Source organism: Aquimarina rhodophyticola, assembly GCF_042434915.1.
Classification (GTDB): Bacteria; Bacteroidota; Bacteroidia; order Flavobacteriales; family Flavobacteriaceae; genus Aquimarina.
The window spans coordinates 961,663-985,266 of sequence record NZ_CP170198.1 but is presented as its reverse complement, the minus strand read 5'-3'; the positions used below and the strand labels follow the sequence as shown (position 1 = coordinate 985,266).

Below are 23,604 nucleotides of genomic sequence, written 5' to 3'. Positions count from 1 at the left end.
TTTTTTTATTGGAAATCGTCAAATTTAAAAATTTGGTGACTTTCCAAAAACACCCAAACCTTTGGGTTTGCAATGACTTGTGCTATTTTTTATATACAATGTTGGCAACTGGCTTTTCCTCAATCTAGCTTTTCTTCATATTTCTTTAATTCAGTCCAAATATCTGTAAATTGAGGCATTACATTTTCGTCAAAGTCAAAGTCTGTATTTGTGAGAACTATTTTTCCAATAAGTGTTTTGGGATTAAAGTACATTGCAGTTAGTGTTCCTGGGTCGCTACCATTATGACCTATTGAGATGGTAGAATCTCCCATAAAATCATTCGTGTGCTCAAAAAAGATACCTAAAGTTCCATCTCTCCGTTTTCCTATTTGTTCTTTTGAAAGTTGTTTTTTGAAAAGTTCATTATACCCTTCTTTAGTTAAAATAGTACCCTTTCCTGAATATCCATTTATTAGCTCTGATAGATATTTTGCTAAATCTGTACTCGAAGTTATAAAACCATTCTCTGGATAAGAGTTGGTAGAGTAATTAGTAGTAACTCTTTTATTATCAATATAATGTCTGCTGTCGTTTTTGCTAGTACTACTTTCAATAGACCATCTAGAATTTGTCATTTTTAAAGGAACAAGAATATGTCTGCGAGCAAATTGTTCATATGGTTCATTTGTAGCAATTTGAATAATTAAAGCACATAATGTAGATGCTGTATTTGAGTATTGAAATTTTTCTCCGGGTCTGTTCTTGGAAAAAATGTTCAAAGAATACCATTCTCCATTTTTATCAAGTAGTTTTTTTGTAAAATCAATAAGTGGTATTTTGCTTTCCGCTTTCTTAAAATAATCATATGGAAGAGCATTTTTCGAATTTCCTGTGCTGTCAATTATGTAAGAGTTTAGAAAAAATGCATCAATATCTCCAATAGTTGAAGTATGAGTCGCTAAATGTCGTATTGTAATCGCATTATCAGGATGATTTGGGTTAAAGACTTTAAATGGCAAGTATTTATTAATTGGGTCATCCAAATTAAGTTTTCCTAACTCCTGTGCTTTTAGCAGAGAAACAGCAATTAGTGTTTTTGAAATAGAAGCAATTTTTTGGTTTGTTTTGCTTGTGTATTTTACTTCTTTCTCTAAATCGGAATAACCAAACCCTTGGTTAAATATTGTCTCCTTTCCATTTACAACTGCGACTGAAAATCCGACAATAGATTTCTTTTCGTAAATATCTTTCAAACCCGAATTCAAAGAATCGTTAAGAATTGTATAATCTTTTGTTTTGGTTGATTTTGATTCTGTTTTTTGTTTACAAGAAATTGATATTGAAAGCAGAAATATAATTAATATTGATTTTTTCATTCAGTTGTCTTTTGTTTTGGTTAGTTCGTTTTTCAGCTTGTTGCCAACGCTTAATGTATAATTAGTAGCGGGCAAACTCGAAAAAGAATGTTCCGCACAGCTCAAAGATAGCAAATGCGCGTGAAATTCCGTTAGGAATTTACGTCGCTATGAACTTATACATTTTGTTATGCTCTGGCTTTTTATGAAGCCTATACTTAGCAAACCTGCCTCGCAAAGCGATAATTTCTTACGAACCCCTTACGTATTGCTTTTCTAACTCTCGCGATCGCTTTGTTACTATTGGAATAGGTTTAACCAAAGTAAGTTCGCTACCGCGTACAGCGTCCGAATCGGGAAAAGCTCCAACTTTTCAATCGGCAAAAATCTTTGAAAAAATACTCAGGTCTTTGCAGTGTAGCCCGTCCGTTTAGAGTCTGTTTGCGTTCTGCTTTTCACGTGCTGTTTCCACTTCTAATGCTTGGGCATAACGTTAAGTATAAGAAACGTAGGGCAAGTGATAAGCACTATCGTTTCGGTTTATTACTTAGCTAAATATAAATATTTTGCTTTTATCTCTTTACTTATAAACGCCAAATTTTATATTTAGCGGACTTTGTTAATAAGCACAGAACTTTCGGTTAAGCACAAAAGCCCTATGTTTTTTATACCTTGTTAGTAACTGGGCTTTCTTTCGGCTGGTTTAAGAGTTTAATGGCTGTGTAAAATATCCATAAAAAATAAAAGAAGAAAACAATTCTTTGACCAAATGCGGGAATGTTCGGAAAGATAAATGGCCAAACACCGAATACAATAGTTAAGTATGTGAAAATTAGAGTCGGTTTTTTTACACTACTCCAATAATTCGTTTTATTCATTAATTTAGGATAGGTAAAAGCTCCAATTAAAAAGAAGATATAACTTCCAAAACTACCAACTGTATGTAAAAGCATTGTTGTGGATTGTTTGTTGTCAAAATCACCAGGAAATACTCCTGATATTGTCATAAAAATACCACTAAATAAAATTCCGTAAAGCGACAATTTGCTTGATTTTGTTATAACTACATTTTTATAAAGTCCTAAAGAATAAATTGCGATTAAAATTCCAGAAAGAATATAACCGAAGAAGTTCCAAATCCATTTATTTGGCGCATCAATCGAACCAAGTTCACTAATGGCTTTTGTAAACATTGAATATTCTGGACGAATTGAGGACATAATCAAATATGTTATTAAAAATAGTATTGGCGCTGCAATTCCGATTATTCCGTAAGATTTGTTGGTCATTTTGATTTTTGAGTTCAAAGGTATGGATAATCACAATTCGTAAATTTGATTTATATCAAAAAGCATTACTTAATGATCTAACTCTACTCAATGTTTCTTGTGTCATACCCAAGTGAGATGCCAACATTCCAAGCGGTACTCTTGCTAATTTGTTTTTTGAAGTTTGTTCAAAAAAAATGTAGCGTTCTTTAGCAGAATTAAACTGAAGTGAGATAATACGTTCGGACTGCTCTAAAAAGTATTTTGAAATCAACATTCGTCCAAATCGTTCCATTTTTGGGAAATCCTTAAAGCAATCTTCGAGGTCATTTAAAGAAAATCTTATCACTTGCGTTTCTTCTAAAGTTTGGATATGGAAGTTGTCGGGAACGTTTTGAAGAAAGCTGTAAATTGATGTTATCCACTCATTTTCTGCCGCAAAATTATCTGTGATTTCCTTGTCATCTTTTAAATAATAGATTCTTGCCAGACCACTATTTATGAAATATGTGTATAAACAAGTCCTATTTGGTTTGTGAAGGAAATGATTTTTAGGAAAATTTTGAATTTCACAAATTGTTTCAAGTCGCTTTTTTAATTCGGTTGATACAGGAATGAAATTGGTAATATGATTTATTAAATTTTCTATAATGTTTGTTGGTTTTTCAGCCTTGTTGCTAACGGTTAATGTATAGTTTCGTAGCGGGCAAACTCGAAAAAGAATGTTCCGCACAGCTCAAAGATAGCAAATGCGCGTGAAATTCCGTTAGGAATTTCAGCCGCTATGAACTTATACATTTTGTTATGCTCTGGCTTTTATGAAGCCTGTATTTTGTAAACTTGCTTAGCAAAGCGATAATTTCTTACGAAACCCTTGCGTATTGCTTTTCTAACTCTCGCGATCGCTTTGCTGCCATTGGAATAGGCTTAACCAACGCAAGTTCGCTACCGCGTACAGCGTCCGAATCCAGGAAAAGCTCCAACTTTTGAATCGGTAAAAATCTTTCAAAAAATACTCAGGTCTTTGCAGTGTAGCCCGTCCGTGTAGAGTCTGTTTGCATATTGCTTTTCAGGTGCTGTTTCCACTTCTAATGCTTGGGCATAACGCTAAATATATGAATCGGAGCAAGGCAAGCATACCTGAACCAATTGATTTATCTGCGCATTTTTATTTCTTTTTAAACTTATAAAAATTTAAGCGCCATTACAAAAGGGAATAATATTTCGATCTAGTACTAAACTTTGCTCTGATTTCATATATGATGTTATCAACTTTTCTTGTCAAATCTGATATTGTAAACCTAATGAAAACACTGAAGTGTTAACATTTTGGCGTTTAATTAGCCCGTAAGCATAGCGTATTCCGATTCTTAATTTTTCAGACAAATTATATCCCAAGTCTAGAATTGCACCTAATTCAATTTTTTTAGAATCTGGCTCAAGTTGGAAGAAATCACCTTCTATTACTATTTCAGTATCGTATTCTATTTTTCTTTTAATACTATAGCCTAACTGTGGACCAATTTGCATCTCTATTTTATTATTGAAATGAATATTAGCAGTTATAGGAAGTAAAATCATTGACTCATTTATCTTTCCTTCAATATTTGAAAGCGAAATAGGTGAATTTGGATCACCATTATTAAAAACTCTGTTTGGATCAATTGAAAAATCTCCTCCTTGTAAAGAGAACATTAATTCTGGTTGTATAGAGAGTTTTTCGGTAAGATTAATATTTACAAATCCTCCAATTAAGAACCCCACTTTTCCTTTATAATCAGTTGGAATTTCACTTTCCGCTTTTAATAAAGAAGAGTAGTTCATTCCTGCGATCATTCCGAAATTGATTTTTTGATCTTGTGAAAAGATTGAATTGAATGTAATTAATAATGCTCCAAGAGCTAAATAAAGTTTTTTCATTTATCACTTTTTGTATTGTTGATAACGTTTATGTATAAGAATAGTTGCGGGTTTGTATGCGAGGATTTTCCGAAGGAAAATCAGACGTTACAAACACGCAACGACCTTTGATTAAGCACTAAACCGCAATTATTTTTATACGGTGTTGTAAACAGTACTTTATATCCATTTTCTTATTAATTCATTTATTCCGAGTAAAATTCCATCGTTATAATTTCCTTTTTTAAATTCAGGAATCATATTTTCATCGATTACTTTTTGGCAAAATTCATCTGTCAAATAGTTTCGAGTTTTTTCGGTTGTTGATATTCTTACTTTTCTTAATTTTTTACTCAACACAACAGTTAGTCCGTTTCCGTCATTATTTTTTCCGACATTCCAATTGCCCGACATTCTGATAGCGTATTGATCAAATTCCATGTTTTCTGGTACAGATTCGATTGTAATTATTGCGATTTCTCTATTAGAGTTGTCTTTGTAATACAAAAGAGCATTTTCTAAAAATTTAATATCATCTTCCGTGAATATTTTTTCAAAGTCATTTATAAAACCTATTTGTTGAGGAAATTCAGACGCATTTATTTCCGTTTTTGGTTGTTCAGTTTTGGTTTCAACTTTTGCAGTTTTACAAGAGAAGAAAGTCAAAATTAAAATTATTATTATGTTCCGAAATGTCATTTTTCGTATTGTTTACAACGGACTTGTGTATGAAACGTAGCGTGCAAAAAGACACTAACTTTTCGGATTAACACAGAGCCGAATTTTTATATTTTGTTTTTAATTTTTCTCTTTTAAAAAGTCAAGTTAAAAATTTGGCGAACTTTCTAAAAACACACAAACCTCTCGGTTTAGCACTTATTAGCTATATTTAATACACCGTGTTGGCGGTAGTTTTATATTTTCCACCATTTTTTTTTATTTAATTTCTCAATCTTTTTTAATGTAGTCTGGCATAAGTCTAATAGCTTTTTTTGGTCAATAGAGTCGTGTTTTTTACTATAATCAATTAATCCACTTTCATTAACAGTTTCAAAAATAGATTTTGTTGATTTTAAATATTTAACTTTTTTATTCTCAAGTTTTTCAATCGACTTAATCGTTACAAGAGACAATTTTTCAATTTTCTTATAACCTCCGTTTATTCTCCAAGGATTAAATTTAACTTCAGGTTTTAATACATCAATTTCTTTTCTCAAGTTGTCAATTATTAAGTCATTTCTCTTTTGACATTCAGACTTTATTAGTTTTTCATTATTCAGGTTAGCAAATCCAAAGTCAAATTCAGTAGCTTGATTTCGTTTAAACCAAGAGTAAAAACTCTCATCGTTATTAAATTCAATTTTGACTTTTGATTCATCAATAACTTTTTTAGGAATACCTTTATTAACAATTTCAACACTAAAAGAAATCAAGTTTGATTGATGTTGTATATTGAATATAGCTTTATCATTGTAGTAACTACTATCAAAAAGACTAAATTCTGAATTATCATTAAATATTATTTTGTATCCCATTTTCTAATTACCGCCAACGTGTTTGTATATAGTTTGTTGCGTGGTTTAAGCAACTAATTTAGCAAATAAAAACCAAATAGAAAATCCGCGAGGATTTTGGTAAATAGGCTAGAACTAGCAATAAATTATATACGGTGTTAGCACCAGTTATTATTCCCAAATTCCTTCGAGTTTCATATTCAGACCATTCTCTCTGACTTTACGACTTCCAATATCTGTAGTTGCTCTAATTCCTCTTCCGTATTCTTTAGTAGCTGGATTATAATCTACAACTTCATCTCCTTTATCAGTTTTTACGAAATAATTTATTTCATCCGCAAATTCTAAAAGTTTCGTTCGAGCAAATTCTCGCTTTTCTTTAGTAAGTGGCAATTCCTCTTTTTGTTTTGCAAAAAATCCAAACAAAGTATAGTAGTCAGCTTTTTTACTCCATCTTGTTCTGTTAATTTCTGGTAGGATTTTTAAAATTTCTCCATTAACTATGTCAAATGCTTCAGTTACTTCCTTTTTGTTTTCAAACTCTTCCTCATACAAAGCGTAGTATTTATCTAAATTATCCTTTTTGTTTTGAAATCCGTGCATATAAAAAATTGCTAATTCACTTATGTACTCTACATCTAACATTCTTCGGATATCATTTGCTGTGAAAACATCAATTTTACTCCAATAGTCTTTATCTGACAATGAATTCATAGTTTTGATAAATGGTCCCCAATATGTTGCTTGACGAAGTTCTTGTTTATTTAGTGAAACAACATTTTTATTTAATCTTTGAAAGATTTCTCGTAATTGTCCATCTGGAATATCTGGTAAAACTCGAATTACAAAATTATATTGAAAAAATGTCTTTTTTTGGTCAGCTGTTAAATCTTCGAAATACATATCTCCAAAATCTGGACTTTCTTTAGCATTAATGCAATATTTACCCTCAAGAAATTCTAAAACAGCTCTTGTTCTTTGTTGTCCATCAACAATGATATATTTTGCTTTTCCTTTTTCATCTACTGTTTCTTGCATATAGATTTCAGGAATTGGGTATTCATTTAATATTGTATCAATTAGATAACTTTTTTGTTTTGTAACCCAAACTGGATTTCGCTGAAAAGGTGGTTTCATATCTAATTCTCCACGGTCAAATGCACCTTTGAACCAAGCTACATTCCTGTTCGTTGTATTTAAAAAATTTTTCATATTATTCGTTCTCGTATAGTTGAGTTCTTAAGTTCGTTAAATTATTTATATGATATGCTCGTAGAGACTCATAATCTTTATAAATTCTAATGTTTATTGTCCTATTATTTATTGGGTCGACTTTTTCCATATCAAGTAAATGTAATGCCCATTCTTTTCCAAACGGAAGTATTTCTAATATTTTATCAGTAGCAATAGTTCCCCAATAAATTAATCTGTTTACGTGTTCTTTGAGGCTGTTTTGTTGAATGTTGTTTAAGTCAAAACGTTTAGTTCCTAAATTCCTCAAAGTTTTCCAAGCAACATCAAAATGAAAATCAGATATTATAGCTATGTCAATATCAGATTCTTCATTGAAGTCACGATAATTTTTATTTGGATTTAGACTGAAGCCACAACTTGAACTTCCAGTAAACACCATAGATTTACTATCAACTTTAAGTTTTTCAGCCAGTTGTTCTTTCCACTCAATGTACTTTATTCTATCATCATCAAATATAAAAGGTGTTCTATCTAACATCCATTTAGAGCAGATAAATGATACTGAATTGTCAATTAGGTCGTATTTAAAGTCGTCTCTCAATGTTTTTTTTTTCTAATTGGTGCTAACGCTTAATGTATAATTTCGTAGCGGGCAAACTCAAAAAAGAATGTTCCGCACAGCTCAAAGATAGCAAATGCGCGTGAAATTCCGTTAGGAATTTACGTCGCTATGAACTTATACATTTTGTTATGCTCTGGCTTTTTATGAAGCCTATACTTAGCAAACCTGCCTGGCAAAGCGATAATTTCTTACGAAACCCTTGCGTATTGCTTTTCTAACTCTCGCGATCGCTTTGTTACTATTGGAATAGACTTAACCAAAGCAAGTTCGCAACCGCGTACAGCGTCCGAATCGGGGAAAAGCTCCAACTTTTGAATCGGTAAAATCTTTGAAAAAATACTCAGGTCTTTGCAGTGTAGCCCGTCCGTTTAGAGTCTGTTTGCGTATTGCTTTTCACGTGCTGTTTCCATTTCTAATGCTTGGGCATAACGGTAAATATAACAAACGTTGTTGTCCCAAAGGGCAACTATGTTTTGTTATATAATGTTACAAGCTTTTTTTTAATTATTCCAATCACCAATTAAAATTTTTGAATACTCAAAATTAGTCGTAATTAGGTTTGGTGTACCAAATTCAACTGTGGACGGATTATATTTTAACAGGAATACATCGTTGGAATTATCAATTACCAATAAATCTGAATATTGATCTCCGGTGAAATCTCCAATGTAATAATCTTTGTATAAACTCCCATCGAAAACTTTAACAGGATTTGACTTTCCATTAATTGTTTGGCCGTAAAAAGTGACTCCATTAAATTTGTTGATAAAAATATCACCATCTAAATTAACCATTAGTAAATCGCTAATAGCGTCATTTGTCCAGTCAGCTACAATAAATTTAAAGTATGATTCATTTATTCCATTTGCAACAACTGGAAAACTTTCACCATTAATGGTCTGTCCGTAAAAAGTGCTTCCATTGAATTTAAGTGCACGCAATTCTCCTTGAGTATTTCTGACTATCAAATCAGAAGTTCCATTTCCTGTCCAATCACCAACTAAATAGTCAGAATAATTGGTCTGAGAAAAACCGTGAGCAACGACTGGAAAACTTTCACCATTAATGGTCTGTCCGTAAAAAGTGCTTCCATTGAATTTAAGTGCACGCAATTCTCCTTGAGTATTTCTGACTATCAAATCAGAAGTTCCATTTCCTGTCCAATCACCAACTAAATAGTCAGAATAATTGGTCTGAGAAAAACCGTGAGCAACGACTGGAAAACTTTCACCATTAATGGTCTGTCCGTAAAAAGTGCTTCCGTTGAATTTAAGTGCACGCAATTCTCCTTGAGTATTTCTGACTATCAAATCAGAAGTTCCATTTCCTGTCCAATTAGCAACTAAATAGTCAGAATAATTGGTCTGAGAAAAACCATTTCCAACAAGAATTCCGTTTCCTTTTAGGTCATTTAGGGTGGGGTAATTAATTAAGTCTCCATTTTCTTTAAAAACTATTAAATTTTTGATTAGACCAGCAGACGGTTCATTATTTGCTGTATTTCCTTCTATAATAATATTTTTGAATTGATTATTGGAACAATTTGGAATTATTAATGAATTATCTCCAGATGATTGTTTCAAGTTATCAAATCCATTCCCATTTGGAAAAATATTATTTCTAACATATGAGCATTCCCTAGGAATTCCTCTTATGGAAATAATTTTATTATTGTTTGCGGCAAAACTTCTATTATTGTAAAAGACATTCTCTTCTATTACAAATGTTCCTGTGGATCCACCATTTTGTCCATTATTGCCTGATCCATGAGCATCAAAATGGTGAATGGAATTTAGATTGTTCAATAGGGTTTCCTTTTCGCTATAGTTTCTTATTATAGGATCATTATTGTATTCTTGCAAAACAGTATTGCCTCGAGCAATGTAATGTGAATTTTCTGTTATATTGGAAGAAGCTATAGCATGTCTATTATATAAAAAACGATTGTTTAATGCCTGTACAGTACTTCCATCTCCTACACTTATTCCATACCCTAAGCCACCTGTTCTACAACCCTCGGTATCACAAGTACCAAAATTATGGTGAATATAATTATTTTCTACAAAAACATTTTTTGCGTTAAAAATATCTATCGCCGCTCTGTTATTACCAGAAATATCACAATTCTTGATAGTAATATTATTTATAATTTCGTTGGAGTCACCAAATATTTTAACACCTATTTGAAGGGGGTAGTTGTGTTCTGTAGTATTTTTAAAAACTATACCATTAAGTGTTATATTACTTTCCGTAATTAAAGCAAAAATTATGTTGTAAGCACCTTGTTGACTTTTAAAAACAGCGCCGTTACCTTTAATTTCGACATTTGATGGAACTTTAAAAAAGTACCATTCAGATGGAGGTCTATCATTTTTGTTAAACTCTATTACAACATCACTTTCAATGCATATAGTTTTTATTGAAGTATCGCCATTTTCTCTTAAATTTTGTATGCTGTTTATGGCTGCATAAAAACTATTCTTACTGTCATTCGAAGTTATAAGGTAATCTGCAGAAGAACAACTGTTACTAGAATCTGTTGAATTTTTTGAATAATTTTCTTCACTCACTATCAATTCTTCTTTCGAACAGCTCATCAATAGAAATGTTGTTAAAAATGTTAATTTTATAAATTTCATAATTTTTATTTGCAAGTATTTTTTTGATTAAATTGCTTGTAACGCTTAATGTATAATTTGTAGCGGGCAAACTCGAAAAAGAATGTTCCGCACAGCTCAAAGATAGCAAATGCGCGTGAAATTCCGTTAGGAATTTCAGCCGCTGTGAACTTATACATTTTGTTATGCTCTGGCTTTTATGAAGCCTGTATTTTGCAAACTTGCTTAACAAAGCGATAATTTCTTACGAAACCTTTGCGTATTGCTTTTCTAACTATTGCGATCGCTTTGTTACTATTGGAATAGACTTAACCAAAGCAAGTTCGCAACCGCGTACAACGTCCGTAACGGGGAAAAGTTCCAACTTTTGAATCGGTAAAAATCTTTGAAAAATACTCAGGTCTTTGCAGTGTAGCCCGTCCGTTAAACGTATTGCTTGCGTTCTGCTTTTCAGGTGCTGTTTTCACTTCTGATGCTTGGGCATAACGGTTTGGCTATGAACAGTTGCGTGTGTTAGCACGGACTTTTGCAAGTACAAGATAAGCTGAAAATTCCGCAGGAATTTTCAGGATAAGCCTCTAATAGCAATTGTTTATAGCCAATGTTGTGCGCTGGCTTTATTCGTTTATTAATTCCAATGTTTCTTTTACAAATTCAGTTTTTCCCAAGACATATGCTCCTCGGTCGTTTTTAAATTTTAAAGCCAGTTCCAGTTTCAAACTTTCGTATTCCTTGGCTCTTTTTTCGTTCGAGTTTAGGTAATCGCGGAAATCAATTTGTTTCCACATTACATTATCTTTTGGACACATATGGATTTGGAAAATCTGCTCTTTGGTTCCGTCAACATTATATCCTTTTCCGAAAGACGAATAAGCCTCAATATTTTCTCTTGCTGGTACTACAAAATGTGAATATCCCAACTCTGTAAATTGAGCAATTAAATTCTCATCAAATAATTTCTCTTTCGGGATTTCAATCATTAAGTCGATATATGGTTTCGATTTTATAGTTGGAATGGATGAACTCCCAAAGTGTTCGATTCGCAGTATTGTTTCGTTTCCAACCTTGTCAACGATACGATTTTTTTCTTCCTCGTAAATTCTATTCCATTCTGGATTATGGTCGACCAATTCAATTGGATATAGTGTATTCCATTCGTCTTTGGTCAAGTCATTTAGCGTTTTTTTCATTCTATAGTTTTGGTTTGGTCAGCTTGCGCCCAACGTTGTTGTATAAGCTTTGTTGCGTTGTTTAAGCAATGAATTTACTAAATAAAACACGAACGGCGAAATTCCGAAGGAATTTCCTAAGTGAGCCAAAACTAGCAATAAAGTTTATACGGTGTTGTAAAACGTTTTTTATTTATTCAATTTGGATTAGTTGCTTTTCAACAGGTTTTGAATTTCCGTACTCTTCATTAAATTCCTTAACCATATTTTCGTAATTGTCAATTAGGTCAACTTGAATTTTATTTTCATTTTTTCCTGCGTCTGAAACTGCTCCGACAACACCAGTATTCGCAACATCATTTTTGTTGATATTCCAGTTAAAAGTCAAATCTCCGATATAATATATTTTGTTGGGTTCTAAATCTACAGATAAATAATTGTCAGGAATATTTTTTCGATATTCATTGTATTGAAGTAGAGATATAAAATGTTTTCCTTTTGGTAATTTCATAAATACATATCCATCTTTTTCAACCCAAACAGCGTTTTTCCCCCATAATCTTTCATCCCAAAGAAAATTCCATTTTGTATTTATATTTTCTCCATTATTTTTTATGAACGTACGAGCAATTATGATAGCTTCATCATTCTCGATTTCCGTAGTTTTCAGTTGTCCACTTGCGCAACCAATTAGCAATCCTAAAAAAGGAATTATTAAATATTTTAATCTTGTTTTCATTTTTTTTCAAATGTTTTACAACGCTTAATGTATAGTTTCGTAGCGGGCAATCTCTAAAAAGAATGTTCCGCACAGCTCAAAGATAGCAAATGCGCGTGAAATTCCGTTAGGAATTTCAGCCGCTATTAATCTATACATTTTGTTATGCTCTGGCTTTTATGAAGCCTGTATTTTGCAAACTTGCTTAGCAACGCGATAATTTCTTACGAAACCCTTGCGTATTGCTTTTCTAACTCTCGCGATCGCTTTGTTACTATTGGAATAGGCTTAACCAACGCAAGTTCGCTACCGTGTACAGCGTCCGAATCTGGGAAAAGCTCCAACTTTTGAATCGGTAAAAATCTTTGAAAAAATACTTAGGTCTTTGCACTGTAGCCCGTCCGTTAAACGTATTGCTTACGTTCTGCTTTTCAGGTGCTGTTTCCACTTCTAATGCTTGGGCATAACGTTTCTTGTATGTTGCGTTTGTCTGCCGAAGGCGGCATATGCAATATACAAATTGTTGTAGCCAGTTTTTTATTTATTGAGCATTTTATAAAGGTTTTTCCAATCAATATGAGGTCCAATAAGTTCAAATTTGGATTTGTCAATATATCGGTTTTTAAATTTGGTCATTTGTTGAACCTTATTTATTTCATTCAACGTTTCTTCAAATATCTTTTGATTTGAATCTTGATTGTTAAATGGTATTTTAAAAGCGCAATCGTAAAATTTAATTTTTGATCTACTATTTTTTACAATTCGTTTTGCTTTTTTAAGAAAAATCTCTCCTATTATAGTATTGTGATTTAAGTGTAGGGTTATCCAACCAATTATTTCGTTAAATTTCCAGTTATATTCACTTAAGTCTTTAATATCAGACCAAACTTGATCATACATTGATTTACCTTTTCCAGGATTCCATTTCTCCATATCCTCTTTTGAATATGGAATCTCTTTAGTAATATAACTGCTTAATTCGACCTCAAACTTTTCATTAGTAAGTCTATAAATAGGTATTTCGAAAAATCCATTAAAACTCGTAAGTCCATAAGTTTCTTCGATAATCATTATTAGTTTTTTAGACTGTCTATTATTCGTTTGTCATTTTCTATTTCTTTTTCAAAATATTCTTTTTGCAATTTTAAACTATCAAGTTTCGCGTCCAGTTCCGAATTCAATTTGTTAAACTTTTCCTGAACTCCAACAGACATATAATGAGAATGTATTATAACCTTAATTTCTTTCTCTCCGTATTTTTCATTTGCTTTGTCATAGGGAAGAGTCAGTATTTCAAGGAAGTCAGTTGCATTTTTATCTCCTTGTTTAGCTTTTTTTGAAATCAGGGTATTTAATTCTGAGTTCTCATTAAAATACTTCTGCATTTTAATAAAATCCGATTCAGAATATTTTATCGAATCAATTTTTTGATAAATCTGCTCCAATTTCAGACTGTCAGTTTTTTGAGCAAACAAAATTCCACTTATCAATAAAATAAAAGTTAATATTATATTCCTCATTTTCGTTTTCGTAATTGGCTACAACGTGTTTGTGTATGGTTAGTTGCGTGGTTAAGCAACTAAGTTAACAAACATTTACGAACCCGAGAAAATTCCGCAGGAATTTTCGCAAGTAAGAACTTAAAAAAGCAATTAATTATACATGGTGTTGCCAGTAGTTTTTATTTTTTAAATATCATTTTCAAATCCGCAAATAGATAAAATCCAACAAACCCAAAAGTTCCCAATGCTAAAATGTATTGTCCATTCGGAATTATTAGAAAAATGTTAAGTCCGATTAAAAACAGACAAAACGGATACGTAAATAATCTGATTAATATATTTTTCAGTGACCATTCCTTTTCTGGTTTCTTTTCCTCAACTTCTATGTCTAAAAACTCAAATATTTCGTCAAGTTGATTTTGCTTTTCGGATTGATAAAGTTTTCTGAAAACGATAATAAAAATTAGCAAGAAAACCGAAACGATTAGAATTGCCAACCAATTTTCCAAAAAGTCAAAATCGGTTGAGAAATTGGTAAAAACAAAGTAGATAATTCCGATTGAAAATAATCCAACGATTGTTTTTCCTATTGGATTTAATTTGTGCGTTATGTTTGTCAGATGATTATTAGCGTTTAATTCAAACGTGAAAATCGGATAGAAAGTCATATTCCACATATTCTGTTTCCAAACTTTTATTTCATTCCGACCAATTTCTCCTTTTGCTCTAAAATCACGAGAAAAAACATTCCATAAATGATTAAGAAAAGTGTTTTCTTTTCTCAATTCAATTAGTTTTTCTATGTCTTTTTTTGTGATTTCCAATGTTTTTCTCAAATTACTGGCAACGTTAAATGTAAACGTCTGTGCGTGTAAAAAGTCAGTGACTTTCGATAGGGCGCAAGGCGTTACACTTTTTAGTTTTTTAAATTTGATTGTAAAATAATAAAATTTGTGACGTCGACCTCACAAACACAAAACTCCCTTAGACCAAAGTCCTTAAAAGCATTGCGTTTACATAGTGTTAGTATTAGTTTATCTCCACGATTTCAATTCATATTTAGAATAGTTTTTATCCATATCATCAAATCTAAGTTTTAAACTATCAATTCCGTTTGACAGGTAATTTTTTACTTCGTCATTTGTCAAATAGTGAATTACGTCAACTCCTCCATGTTTGGGTTTATATGTATGAACTTTATATGAAGAAGAATTCTCATCTTTATATAAATCAAAGACATAATTTTTGGACTCAATCTTTATCCAATTGGAATTTAGCATTTCTCTTTTTAATTCTCGATTTGATAGATTAATTCTCAGATATTTTAAAGCTCTATAAGCAACATAAATCAATATTGACAATTGAATCAAAATGATTATAAGCTTGTAGATGTTTATTTTAGGTCTATAATTATAATCAGCAATTATTTTAATAATATTAGGTATAAAATAAGCTGTTATAATTACTATTGAGATTAATATAAATAGGCTAGTCAATAATAACTTTAATCGTCTCATTTTTTCAATTAATACTAACGTTTTATGTATGGTGCGTTTGCATCCCGCAGGGTGCATATGCAATATACATGTTGTTATATGCTTTATTTTCTTTTTTCTCTTAACATTCTGAATTTTTCAAGTCTTGGGTCGGTAAGTTTATATCTTTCCGAGAGTTCGATTGGGATTTGTTTGTAATGGTCTTCTGGCATTCTTCTTTTATCTAAGTCAACAATTCCAATTTTTGAAGACTCAATTCTCCTTCGATACTTTTCAATTAAACTTTCCTGAGTTTGGTCTATTATTAGTCTGCTGTGTGTTGAATAATTAGGAGTTCTATTACAAAGTTCTAAGATGTCTAGTTGCTTAAATTTCAATTCTTCATTTGCAAAAACGTGGAGTTCGGCAAGGTTTTTCATTAGGTTTAAGTCAAAATCAATTTCTTTCAGATTGTTATATGACAAATTTAGCTTCGTTAACTCCACAAGAGAATTCAATTCCGCTGGTAGAATTTTCAATGCGTTATCAAACAGGGAAAGTATTTTCAATTTTGTCAACTTGCCAATGGTTGTAGAAACCTTCTTAATTTCATTAAATCCAAGCTCTAAATACTCAAGTTTAGTTAATCGACTTAAATCGAAATCAAGGTTTTGTATTTGGTTGTTGAAAAAGTTTAAATGTGTTAGTTTTTCCAAATACCCTACCTCTTTAGGTAAATTTACAATGCTGTTACCATGACCAAATAAGTGTTCAAGATTTAACAAATCACCTATTGATTCAGGTAATTCGGTCAAGTCATTCTTAGAAATGTGTAAACGTTTTAAGTTTCTGCAACTACCAATATTATTTGGTAGGAATTTCAAATTATTCTTGTCAATGTTTAGTATTTCAAGATTTTCAAGTTCAAAAATCTCGGTTGGTAGCTCTTTGATATTGTTCCCGTCCAAATAAAGAACTTTGAGTTTTTTAAGTCTTGAAATTTCACTTGGAATACTCTGTATGTTATTATCTCTCAAATTGAGATTTGTCAAATGTTCCAACTCAAAAACTTCACTCGGTATATTGGTTAAATCTTCCTTTGTTAGACTTAGTAAAGCCAATTTTTCAGAATTCGCCCGTTCTATTTTAGAAATTATCTGGTTCATTTGCTCTTATTGCATATAACGCTTAATGTATAGTTTCGTAGCGGGCAAACTCGAAAAAGAATGTTCCGCACAGCTCAAAGATAGCAAATGCGCGTGAAATTCCGTTAGGAATTTCAGCCGCTATGAACTTATACATTTTGTTATGCTCTGGCTTTTATGAAGCCTGTATTTTGTAAACTTGCTTAGCAAAGCGATAATTTCTTACGAAACCCTTGCGTATTGCTTTTCTAACTCTCGCGATCGCTTTGATACTATGGGAATAGGCTTAACCAACGCAAGTTCGCAACCGCGTACAGCGTCCGAATCGAGGAAAAGCTCCAACTTTTGAATCGGTAAAAATCTTTGAAAACATACTCAGGTCTTTGCAGTGTAGCCCGTCCGTTAAACGTATTACTTGCGTTCTGCTTTTGAGGTGCTGTTTTCACTTCTGATGCTTGGGCATAACGTCTCGTATAAGAAACGTAGGGCAAGTGATAAGCACTATCGTTTCGGTTTATTACTTAGCTAAATATAAATATTTTGCTTTTATCTTTTTACTTATAAACGCCAAATTTTATATTTAGCGGACTTTGTTAATAAGCACAGAACTTTCGGTTAAGCACAAAAGCCCTATGTTTTTTATACCTTGTTAGCAACTGGGCTTTCTTTCGGCTGGTTTAAGAGTTTAATGGCTGTGTAAAATATCCATAAAAAATAAAAGAAGAAAACAATTCTTTGACCAAATGCGGGAATGTTCGGAAAGATAAATGGCCAAACACCGAATACAATAGTTAAGTATGTGAAAATTAGAGTCGGTTTTTTTACACTACTCCAATAATTCGTTTTATTCATCAATTTAGGATAGGTAAAAGCTCCAATTAAAAAGAAGATATAACTTCCAAAACTACCAACTGTATGTAAAAGCATTGTTGTGGATTGTTTGTTGTCAAAATCACCAGGAAATACTCCTGATATTGTCATAAAAATACCACTAAATAAAATTCCGTAAAGCGACAATTTGCTTGATTTTGTTATAACTACATTTTTATAAAGTCCTAAAGAATAAATTGCGATTAAAATTCCAGAAAGAATATAACCGAAGAAGTTCCAAATCCATTTATTTGGCGCATCAATCGAACCAAGTTCACTAATGGCTTTTGTAAACATTGAATATTCTGGACGAATTGAGGACATAATCAAATATGTTATTAAAAATAGTATTGGCGCTGCAATTCCGATTATTCCGTAAGATTTGTTGGTCATTTTGATTTTTGAGTTCAAAGGTATGGATAATCACAATTCGTAAATTTGATTTATATCAAAAAGCATTACTTGATGATCTAACTCTACTCAATGTTTCTTGTGTCATACCCAAGTGAGATGCCAACATTCCAAGCGGTACTCTTGCTAATTTGTTTTTTGAAGTTTGTTCAAAAAAAATGTAGCGTTCTTTAGCAGAATTAAACTGAAGTGAGATAATACGTTCGGACTGCTCTAAAAAGTATTTTGAAATCAACATTCGTCCAAATCGTTCCATTTTTGGGAAATCCTTAAAGCAATCTTCGAGGTCATTTAAAGAAAATCTTATCACTTGCGTTTCTTCTAAAGTTTGGATATGGAAGTTGTCGGGAACGTTTTGAAGAAAGCTGTAAATTGATGTTATCCACTCATTTTCTGCCGCAAAATTATCTGTGATTTCCTTGTCATCTTTTAAATAATAAATTCTTGCCAGACCACTATTTATGAAATATGTGTATAAACAAGTCCTATTTGGTTTGTGAAGGAAATGATTTTTAGGAAAATTTTGAATTTCACAAATTGTTTCAAGTCGCTTTTTTAATTCGGTTGATACAGGAATGAAATTGGTAATATGATTTATTAAATTTTCTATAATGTTTGTTGGTTTTTCAGCCTTGTTGCTAACGTTTAATGTATAGTTTCGTAGCGGGCAAACTCGAAAAAGAATGTTCCGCACAGCTCAAAGATAGCAAATGTGCGTGAAATTCCGTTAGGAATTTCCGCCGCTATGAACTTATACATTTTGTTATGCTCTGGCTTTTATGAAGCCTGTATTTTGCAAACTTGCTTAGCAAAGCGATAATTTCTTACGAAACCCTTGCGTATTGCTTTTCTAACTCTCGCGATCGCTTTGTTACTATTGGAATAGGCTTAACCAACACAGGTTAGCTACCGCGTACAGCGTCCGTATCGGGGAAAAGTTCCAACTTTTGAATCGGTAAAAATCTTTTAAAAAATACTCAGGTCTTTGCAGTGTAGCCCGTCCGTTAAACGTATTGCTTGCGTTCTGCTTTTCAGGTGCTGTTTTCACTTCTGATGCTTGGGCATAACGCTTAATGTATAATTAGTAGCGGGCAAACTCAAAAAAGAATGTTCCGCACAGCTCAAAGATAGCGAATGCGCGTGAAATTCCGTTAGGAATTTCCGCCGCTATGAACTTATACATTTTGTTATGCTCTGGCTTTTATGAAGCCTGTATTTTGCAAACTTGCTTAGCAAAGCGATGATTGCTTTCGTACTTATTGAGTCATCTTGCTCTAACTCTCGCGATCGCTTTGCTGCCATTGGAATAGGTTTAACCAAAGTAAGTTCGCTACCGCGTACAGCGTCCGAATCGAGGAAAAGTTCCAACTTTTGAATCGGTAAAAATCTTTGAAAAAATACTCAGGTCTTTGCAGTGTAGCCCGTCCGTTAAACGTATTGCTTGAGTTCTGCTTTTCAGGTGCTGTTTTCACTTCTGATGCTTGGGCATAACGCCAAATATATGAATCGGAGCAAGGCAAGGATACCTGAACCAATTGATTTATCTGCGCATTTTTATTTCTTGTTAATTTATAAAAATCTAGCGCCATCGCAAAAAGGAAATGACCTTTTGATTTGACACTAAACTATTGCTCTGATTTCATATATAATGTTACCTGCTGGCTTTTATTCAATATTATATTCTTAGCCACCATTTGATTGTTTTCAATTTGTCCGATTCCAATTGAGTCAGATCTAGAGTTTCCAATTCAGTCAGTTTGATTTTGAGTAAATCGATTCCATAATTTTCTTTTAACCAAAACGGAAACTCTTCAACACTTTTATTCCAATTTCCAAGAGTTGATTTTAGAATTAGGTTTAAATCAATGTCAGTTTTCGGTTTTAGTTCGGTCAATATTTTTCCTGCATATTTTTGGTCAGTATATTGCGATTCTTGTCTGTCCGTATTTTCAAATATTTTGATTATTCCCATCACAATAATTTCATCCGAAACTTTGTTCAGTTTTTCAGTCAGCTGTCGAATTCTTAGATCTCCTATTTTATCAATTAAGTCAATTGAGGAATAGAATTCATTTTTAAGGTCATCTGATGTTTTTGGAATATTCATTTTTCTGCTTGCAGGTAACGTCTCTTGTATGGTGCGTTTGCCTGCCGAAGGCGGCATATGCAATATACAAATTGTTGTGTTTTCGTTATTTTATTATATTCTTATCCGACAATTCCTCAATAAAATCATAACATTCATCTTCATTTTTTCCATAAATACGAAAATAAAATTCTGGTCTATCCAACCAAACACCTTTAACAGCAATCAAACTATCTTTTCTCCACCAAGTAGAATATTCGTCCGAACATTCCTCAATAACATCAAAATTATCATTCATTAACCTTTCTAACCGATTAATATCTTTTATTTCGTGATAGTATGGATTGGAATCCCAATCAGAAATTTCATTTCTTAATGCATATTCCTCCACTAATTTATCAAAAGAAGAATGAAGGATATTTGGTAAATCATCATCGTCTAATGTGCAAAATTCACCTTTATGAGTCAGAAAAAAAGTGAATTGAGCGGTTTTATGGTCACCACAAACCTCTATATATCTATCTCCAGCTTTTTCAATTTCTAGTTTTAAGTTTTTTTTAATTTGAGTTTTAGAAAATAAAGAAGCAGAAAATGAATTCCCACAATCATTATCAATTGTCAATTCATATCCAGAATATTGTACTTGGAATTTCAAGAATTCATCTGTTGTCTCAATATTCTGACTAAAAAGATATTCCTTAGTTTCTTTTTCGTCTGAAACAAAATTAGAATCTCTTTTTAACGTCTGTAAATATTTTTGAGCACGTTCGGAGATATTCATATTATTTTTTAGGTTTTCCTAATGAAACACAACGTCCCTTGTATGTTGCGTTTGCTTCCCGAAGGAAGCATATGCAATATACAAATTGTTATAGCCTTTTTAAATTTCCATTAGAAGATCTATTGCTTTTTGTCTTATGTTTTTATAAAGCATAATGATGTTTTCCGCAAATAGATAAATATACAAGTCTCTTTTTCGTTCCATATCTAGAGCGGAGACAGTATCAGTTTTAAAAGTTAAATAAAAATCTGGGTTATTACCTATTCTCTCTAGAAGATTTTCAATTTCAATTATTGGATGCTGCAGAATTAATTTGAAATCAAAAAATTCTTTATGATTGTCAAAATCATTCTTCATTGATTGGGCTGTTGGTTTGATTATTGAATAAGGATTAATTTCCACCTTGTTCCAAGAGATATGAACCTTTTGTGTTCTATAACCATAACCGTCCGTTTTTCCCGAATTGATACCTTTGATTTGATCCTCACAAAACTCTTTTAATCGTTGTAAATTATGCTTTTTAGATATTTGTAGCAATTCTGATATTATAACAGAGAGTTTGTGTTCATTTTTTGTAAGCTCCGTTAAATATTTAGATATGTCGTCATTAATAGAATTTGGATTTTCTTCTTGAGGCAATCTTCTTAGCCAATCATTGATTCTAATTACGTCGTATGGGCTAGCTTCTGTGTTAGAGGTACCATTTCTATAGTAAACCTTTTCAGGATCCAGACCTTTTAAAGAACTTACTATTGGAATTATTGGCATTTCATATTTAGTGACTGGGAATTCAAGAACACCAAATAATTTTCCCTGATATTTAATGCTGTAATAAAGAAAAACAGGTCTTGGAGTTACTTTACTTTTTACTTTCTCTTGTAGTATTGCATCATCGACCTTTTTTGAAATTCCAACCAGATTTAGTTCACCGCTTTCGAGTTCTTTAACTCCAAAAATAATATAAGCGTTTTCCGTCCGTATTGTATTTGAAAAGGAAATTACATCCTTAACAAATTTAGAAGTTACTTGCTTATTATTATCGTTGCTGAAGTCATAAAAATCTTTTTTAAAGTCCAATGTTGTACTTTCACTTTTATTTAGGAGATTTTCAAAATCGGATTCTGTCAGCATATTTATTTGATTGGCTATAACGCTTAATGTATAATTTCGTAGCGGGCAAACTCGAAAAAGAATGTTCCGCACAGCTCAAAGATAGCAAATGTGCGTGAAATTCCGTTAGGAATTTCAGCCGCTATGAACTTATACATTTTGTTATGCTCTGGCTTTTATGAAGCCTGTATTTTGCAAACTTGCTTAGCAAAGCGATAATTTCTTACGAAACCCTTGCGTATTGCTTTTCTAACTCTCGCGATCGCTTTGTTACTATTGGAATAGGCTTAACCAACGTAAGTTCGCTACCGCGTACAGCGTCCGAATCGGGGAAAAGCTCCAACTTTTTAATCGGTAAAAATCTTTGAAAAAATACTCAGGTCTTTGCAGTGTAGCCCGTCCGTCAAACGTATTGCTTACGTTCTGCTTTTCAGGTGCTGTTTCCACTTCTGATGCTTGAGCATAACGGCTTGTGTATGAAACGTAGCGTGCAAAAAGACACTAAATTTTTGAGTTAACACAGAGCCGAATTTTTATATTTTGTTTTTAATTTATCACTTTTAAAAGCCAAATTAAAAATTTGGCGGTCTTAACAAATAAGATCCAAACTTTCGATTTAGTACTTATTAGCTATGTTTTATACACGTTGTTGGCGTGTCGTTTTTATTCTTTCAAGAAAGTCCTTTTTTGCAGCGATAATTACTGGACTTAAATTTTTGTGATATACTAACACAGAAACAATTCCTAGAGCATTTTTCAAATCAGAACTATCAAAAATTTGGTCATTTGCGTCTGGAGTTAACGATTTCATTTTGTATTGAAAAATATCTTCGTGTCCTGAAACATTCCAGTCATTTCCTTCTGAAACATAATTATAAAGATGTTGGGCAATTCCCATTAGTTTTTGGTCTTCTTCATCTCCTTCCGCAATTATTTCAATTCCATATTTATCTGGAATTGGATAACCATATTTTTCATAAAAAACACCTTTAAAGTTCTTAATATGTAATTCTCTAAAAACATTATAGTCAAATGATACGGCAACGACCTTCCCGTCAGAAAAATGAACCCTGTCCATCCAATTTCTTCTTCTCATTATTGATTTAACTGATTTTCTTGTCAGTTCTTGCTGTTCTTCATTATCCTCATTCATAATTCCAATTGCATCTCGAACTTCTTGGTCAATTTTTGAATATTGGTTATTACAAGTATGACAGGCAGGAACAGTTAATCGATTCTGCTTGTATTCGTTTGAGTATCCTGCAAATGTGTTTTGAGCTGGAATATGCTCTCTTGTCCGATTTTCATCATTCAATTCTATTCCACAATTGTAACAGTTATCCATAATGTTTGTATTAAATGCACGCCAACGTTTAATGTATAATTAGTAGCGGGCAAACTCGAAAAAGAATGTTCCGCATAGCTCAAAGATAGCAAATGCGCGTGAAATTCCGTGAGGAATTTCAGCCGCTATGAACTTATACATTTTGTTATGTTCTGGCTTTTATGAAGCCTGTATTTTGCAAACTTGCTTAGCAAAGCGATAATTTCTTACGAAACCCTTGCGTATTGCTTTTCTAACTCTCGCGATCGCTTTGTTACTATTGGAATAGGCTTAACCAACACAGGTTAGCTACCGCGTACAGCGTCCGAATCAGGGAAAAGCTCCAACTTTTCAATCGGTAAAAATCTTTGAAAAAATACTCAGGTCTTTGCAGTGTAGCCCGTCCGTTTAGAGTCTGTTTACGTATTGCTTTTCAGGTGCTGTTTTCACTTCTGATGCTTGGGCATAACGCTTAATGTATAATTTCGTAGCGGGCAAACTCGAAAAAGAATGTTCCGCACAGCTCAAAGATAGCAAATGTGCGTGAAATTCCGTTAGGAA

22 protein-coding genes are annotated in these 23,604 nt (G+C 32.4%); all 22 read right to left on the bottom strand.

Annotation, left to right across the window (positions count from 1 at the left end; translation table 11 throughout):
- Positions 1-119 precede the first annotated feature (119 nt).
- Complete coding sequence (locus ACE939_RS04205; protein WP_378187511.1) at positions 120-1,358, bottom strand: serine hydrolase domain-containing protein; 1,239 nt, start codon at positions 1,356-1,358, stop codon at positions 120-122.
- A gap of 644 nt (positions 1,359-2,002) precedes the next feature.
- Entirely contained in the window at positions 2,003-2,626 is a 624-nt protein-coding gene (locus ACE939_RS04200; protein ID WP_378187530.1) for a DUF998 domain-containing protein, read from the bottom strand.
- Between the two features lie 55 nt (positions 2,627-2,681).
- Positions 2,682-3,338, bottom strand: a complete 657-nt coding sequence (locus ACE939_RS04195; RefSeq protein ID WP_378187529.1) for a Crp/Fnr family transcriptional regulator — start codon at positions 3,336-3,338, stop codon at positions 2,682-2,684.
- 548 nt (positions 3,339-3,886) lie between these two features.
- Positions 3,887-4,525, bottom strand: coding sequence for a porin family protein (locus tag ACE939_RS04190; protein WP_378187510.1), 639 nt, complete (start codon positions 4,523-4,525; stop codon positions 3,887-3,889).
- A 159-nt stretch (positions 4,526-4,684) separates the two neighbouring features.
- Positions 4,685-5,203, bottom strand: coding sequence for a TPM domain-containing protein (locus tag ACE939_RS04185; RefSeq protein ID WP_378187528.1), 519 nt, complete (start codon positions 5,201-5,203; stop codon positions 4,685-4,687).
- Positions 5,204-5,418: 215 nt separating this feature from the next.
- Entirely contained in the window at positions 5,419-6,039 is a 621-nt protein-coding gene (locus ACE939_RS04180) for a hypothetical protein (protein ID WP_378187527.1), read from the bottom strand.
- Between the two features lie 150 nt (positions 6,040-6,189).
- Entirely contained in the window at positions 6,190-7,230 is a 1,041-nt protein-coding gene (locus tag ACE939_RS04175; protein ID WP_378187526.1) for a DUF262 domain-containing protein, read from the bottom strand.
- A 1-nt stretch (position 7,231) separates the two neighbouring features.
- On the bottom strand, positions 7,232-7,750 hold the full coding sequence (locus ACE939_RS04170; RefSeq protein ID WP_378187525.1) for a hypothetical protein: 519 nt from the start codon (positions 7,748-7,750) through the stop codon (positions 7,232-7,234).
- A gap of 584 nt (positions 7,751-8,334) precedes the next feature.
- The gene (locus tag ACE939_RS04165; protein WP_378187524.1) at positions 8,335-10,473 is read right to left on the bottom strand and encodes a hypothetical protein; all 2,139 of its coding nucleotides are present in this window, start codon (positions 10,471-10,473) and stop codon (positions 8,335-8,337) included.
- Between the two features lie 596 nt (positions 10,474-11,069).
- Positions 11,070-11,642 (bottom strand): GrpB family protein, encoded by a 573-nt coding sequence (locus tag ACE939_RS04160; RefSeq protein ID WP_378187523.1) that lies wholly within the window; start codon positions 11,640-11,642, stop codon positions 11,070-11,072.
- 172 nt (positions 11,643-11,814) lie between these two features.
- Positions 11,815-12,360 (bottom strand): hypothetical protein, encoded by a 546-nt coding sequence (locus ACE939_RS04155; protein WP_378187522.1) that lies wholly within the window; start codon positions 12,358-12,360, stop codon positions 11,815-11,817.
- A 516-nt stretch (positions 12,361-12,876) separates the two neighbouring features.
- Complete coding sequence (locus ACE939_RS04150; RefSeq protein WP_378187521.1) at positions 12,877-13,410, bottom strand: hypothetical protein; 534 nt, start codon at positions 13,408-13,410, stop codon at positions 12,877-12,879.
- 2 nt (positions 13,411-13,412) lie between these two features.
- The gene (locus ACE939_RS04145) at positions 13,413-13,859 is read right to left on the bottom strand and encodes a hypothetical protein (RefSeq protein WP_378187520.1); all 447 of its coding nucleotides are present in this window, start codon (positions 13,857-13,859) and stop codon (positions 13,413-13,415) included.
- Between the two features lie 161 nt (positions 13,860-14,020).
- Entirely contained in the window at positions 14,021-14,677 is a 657-nt protein-coding gene (locus tag ACE939_RS04140) for a hypothetical protein (protein WP_378187519.1), read from the bottom strand.
- 198 nt (positions 14,678-14,875) lie between these two features.
- Entirely contained in the window at positions 14,876-15,358 is a 483-nt protein-coding gene (locus ACE939_RS04135) for a hypothetical protein (RefSeq protein WP_378187500.1), read from the bottom strand.
- A gap of 83 nt (positions 15,359-15,441) precedes the next feature.
- Positions 15,442-16,482, bottom strand: coding sequence for a leucine-rich repeat domain-containing protein (locus ACE939_RS04130; RefSeq protein ID WP_378187518.1), 1,041 nt, complete (start codon positions 16,480-16,482; stop codon positions 15,442-15,444).
- Positions 16,483-17,100: 618 nt separating this feature from the next.
- Complete coding sequence (locus ACE939_RS04125; protein WP_378187517.1) at positions 17,101-17,724, bottom strand: DUF998 domain-containing protein; 624 nt, start codon at positions 17,722-17,724, stop codon at positions 17,101-17,103.
- Positions 17,725-17,779: 55 nt separating this feature from the next.
- A complete protein-coding gene (locus tag ACE939_RS04120) occupies positions 17,780-18,436 on the bottom strand; it encodes a Crp/Fnr family transcriptional regulator (protein ID WP_378187516.1) in 657 nt (218 codons plus the stop codon).
- 981 nt (positions 18,437-19,417) lie between these two features.
- The gene (locus tag ACE939_RS04115) at positions 19,418-19,906 is read right to left on the bottom strand and encodes a hypothetical protein (protein ID WP_378187515.1); all 489 of its coding nucleotides are present in this window, start codon (positions 19,904-19,906) and stop codon (positions 19,418-19,420) included.
- Positions 19,907-19,934: 28 nt separating this feature from the next.
- The gene (locus tag ACE939_RS04110; RefSeq protein WP_378187514.1) at positions 19,935-20,609 is read right to left on the bottom strand and encodes a hypothetical protein; all 675 of its coding nucleotides are present in this window, start codon (positions 20,607-20,609) and stop codon (positions 19,935-19,937) included.
- A gap of 99 nt (positions 20,610-20,708) precedes the next feature.
- Entirely contained in the window at positions 20,709-21,740 is a 1,032-nt protein-coding gene (locus ACE939_RS04105; RefSeq protein WP_378187513.1) for an ATP-binding protein, read from the bottom strand.
- A 616-nt stretch (positions 21,741-22,356) separates the two neighbouring features.
- Entirely contained in the window at positions 22,357-23,064 is a 708-nt protein-coding gene (locus ACE939_RS04100; RefSeq protein ID WP_378187512.1) for a hypothetical protein, read from the bottom strand.
- Positions 23,065-23,604: the final 540 nt, after the last annotated feature.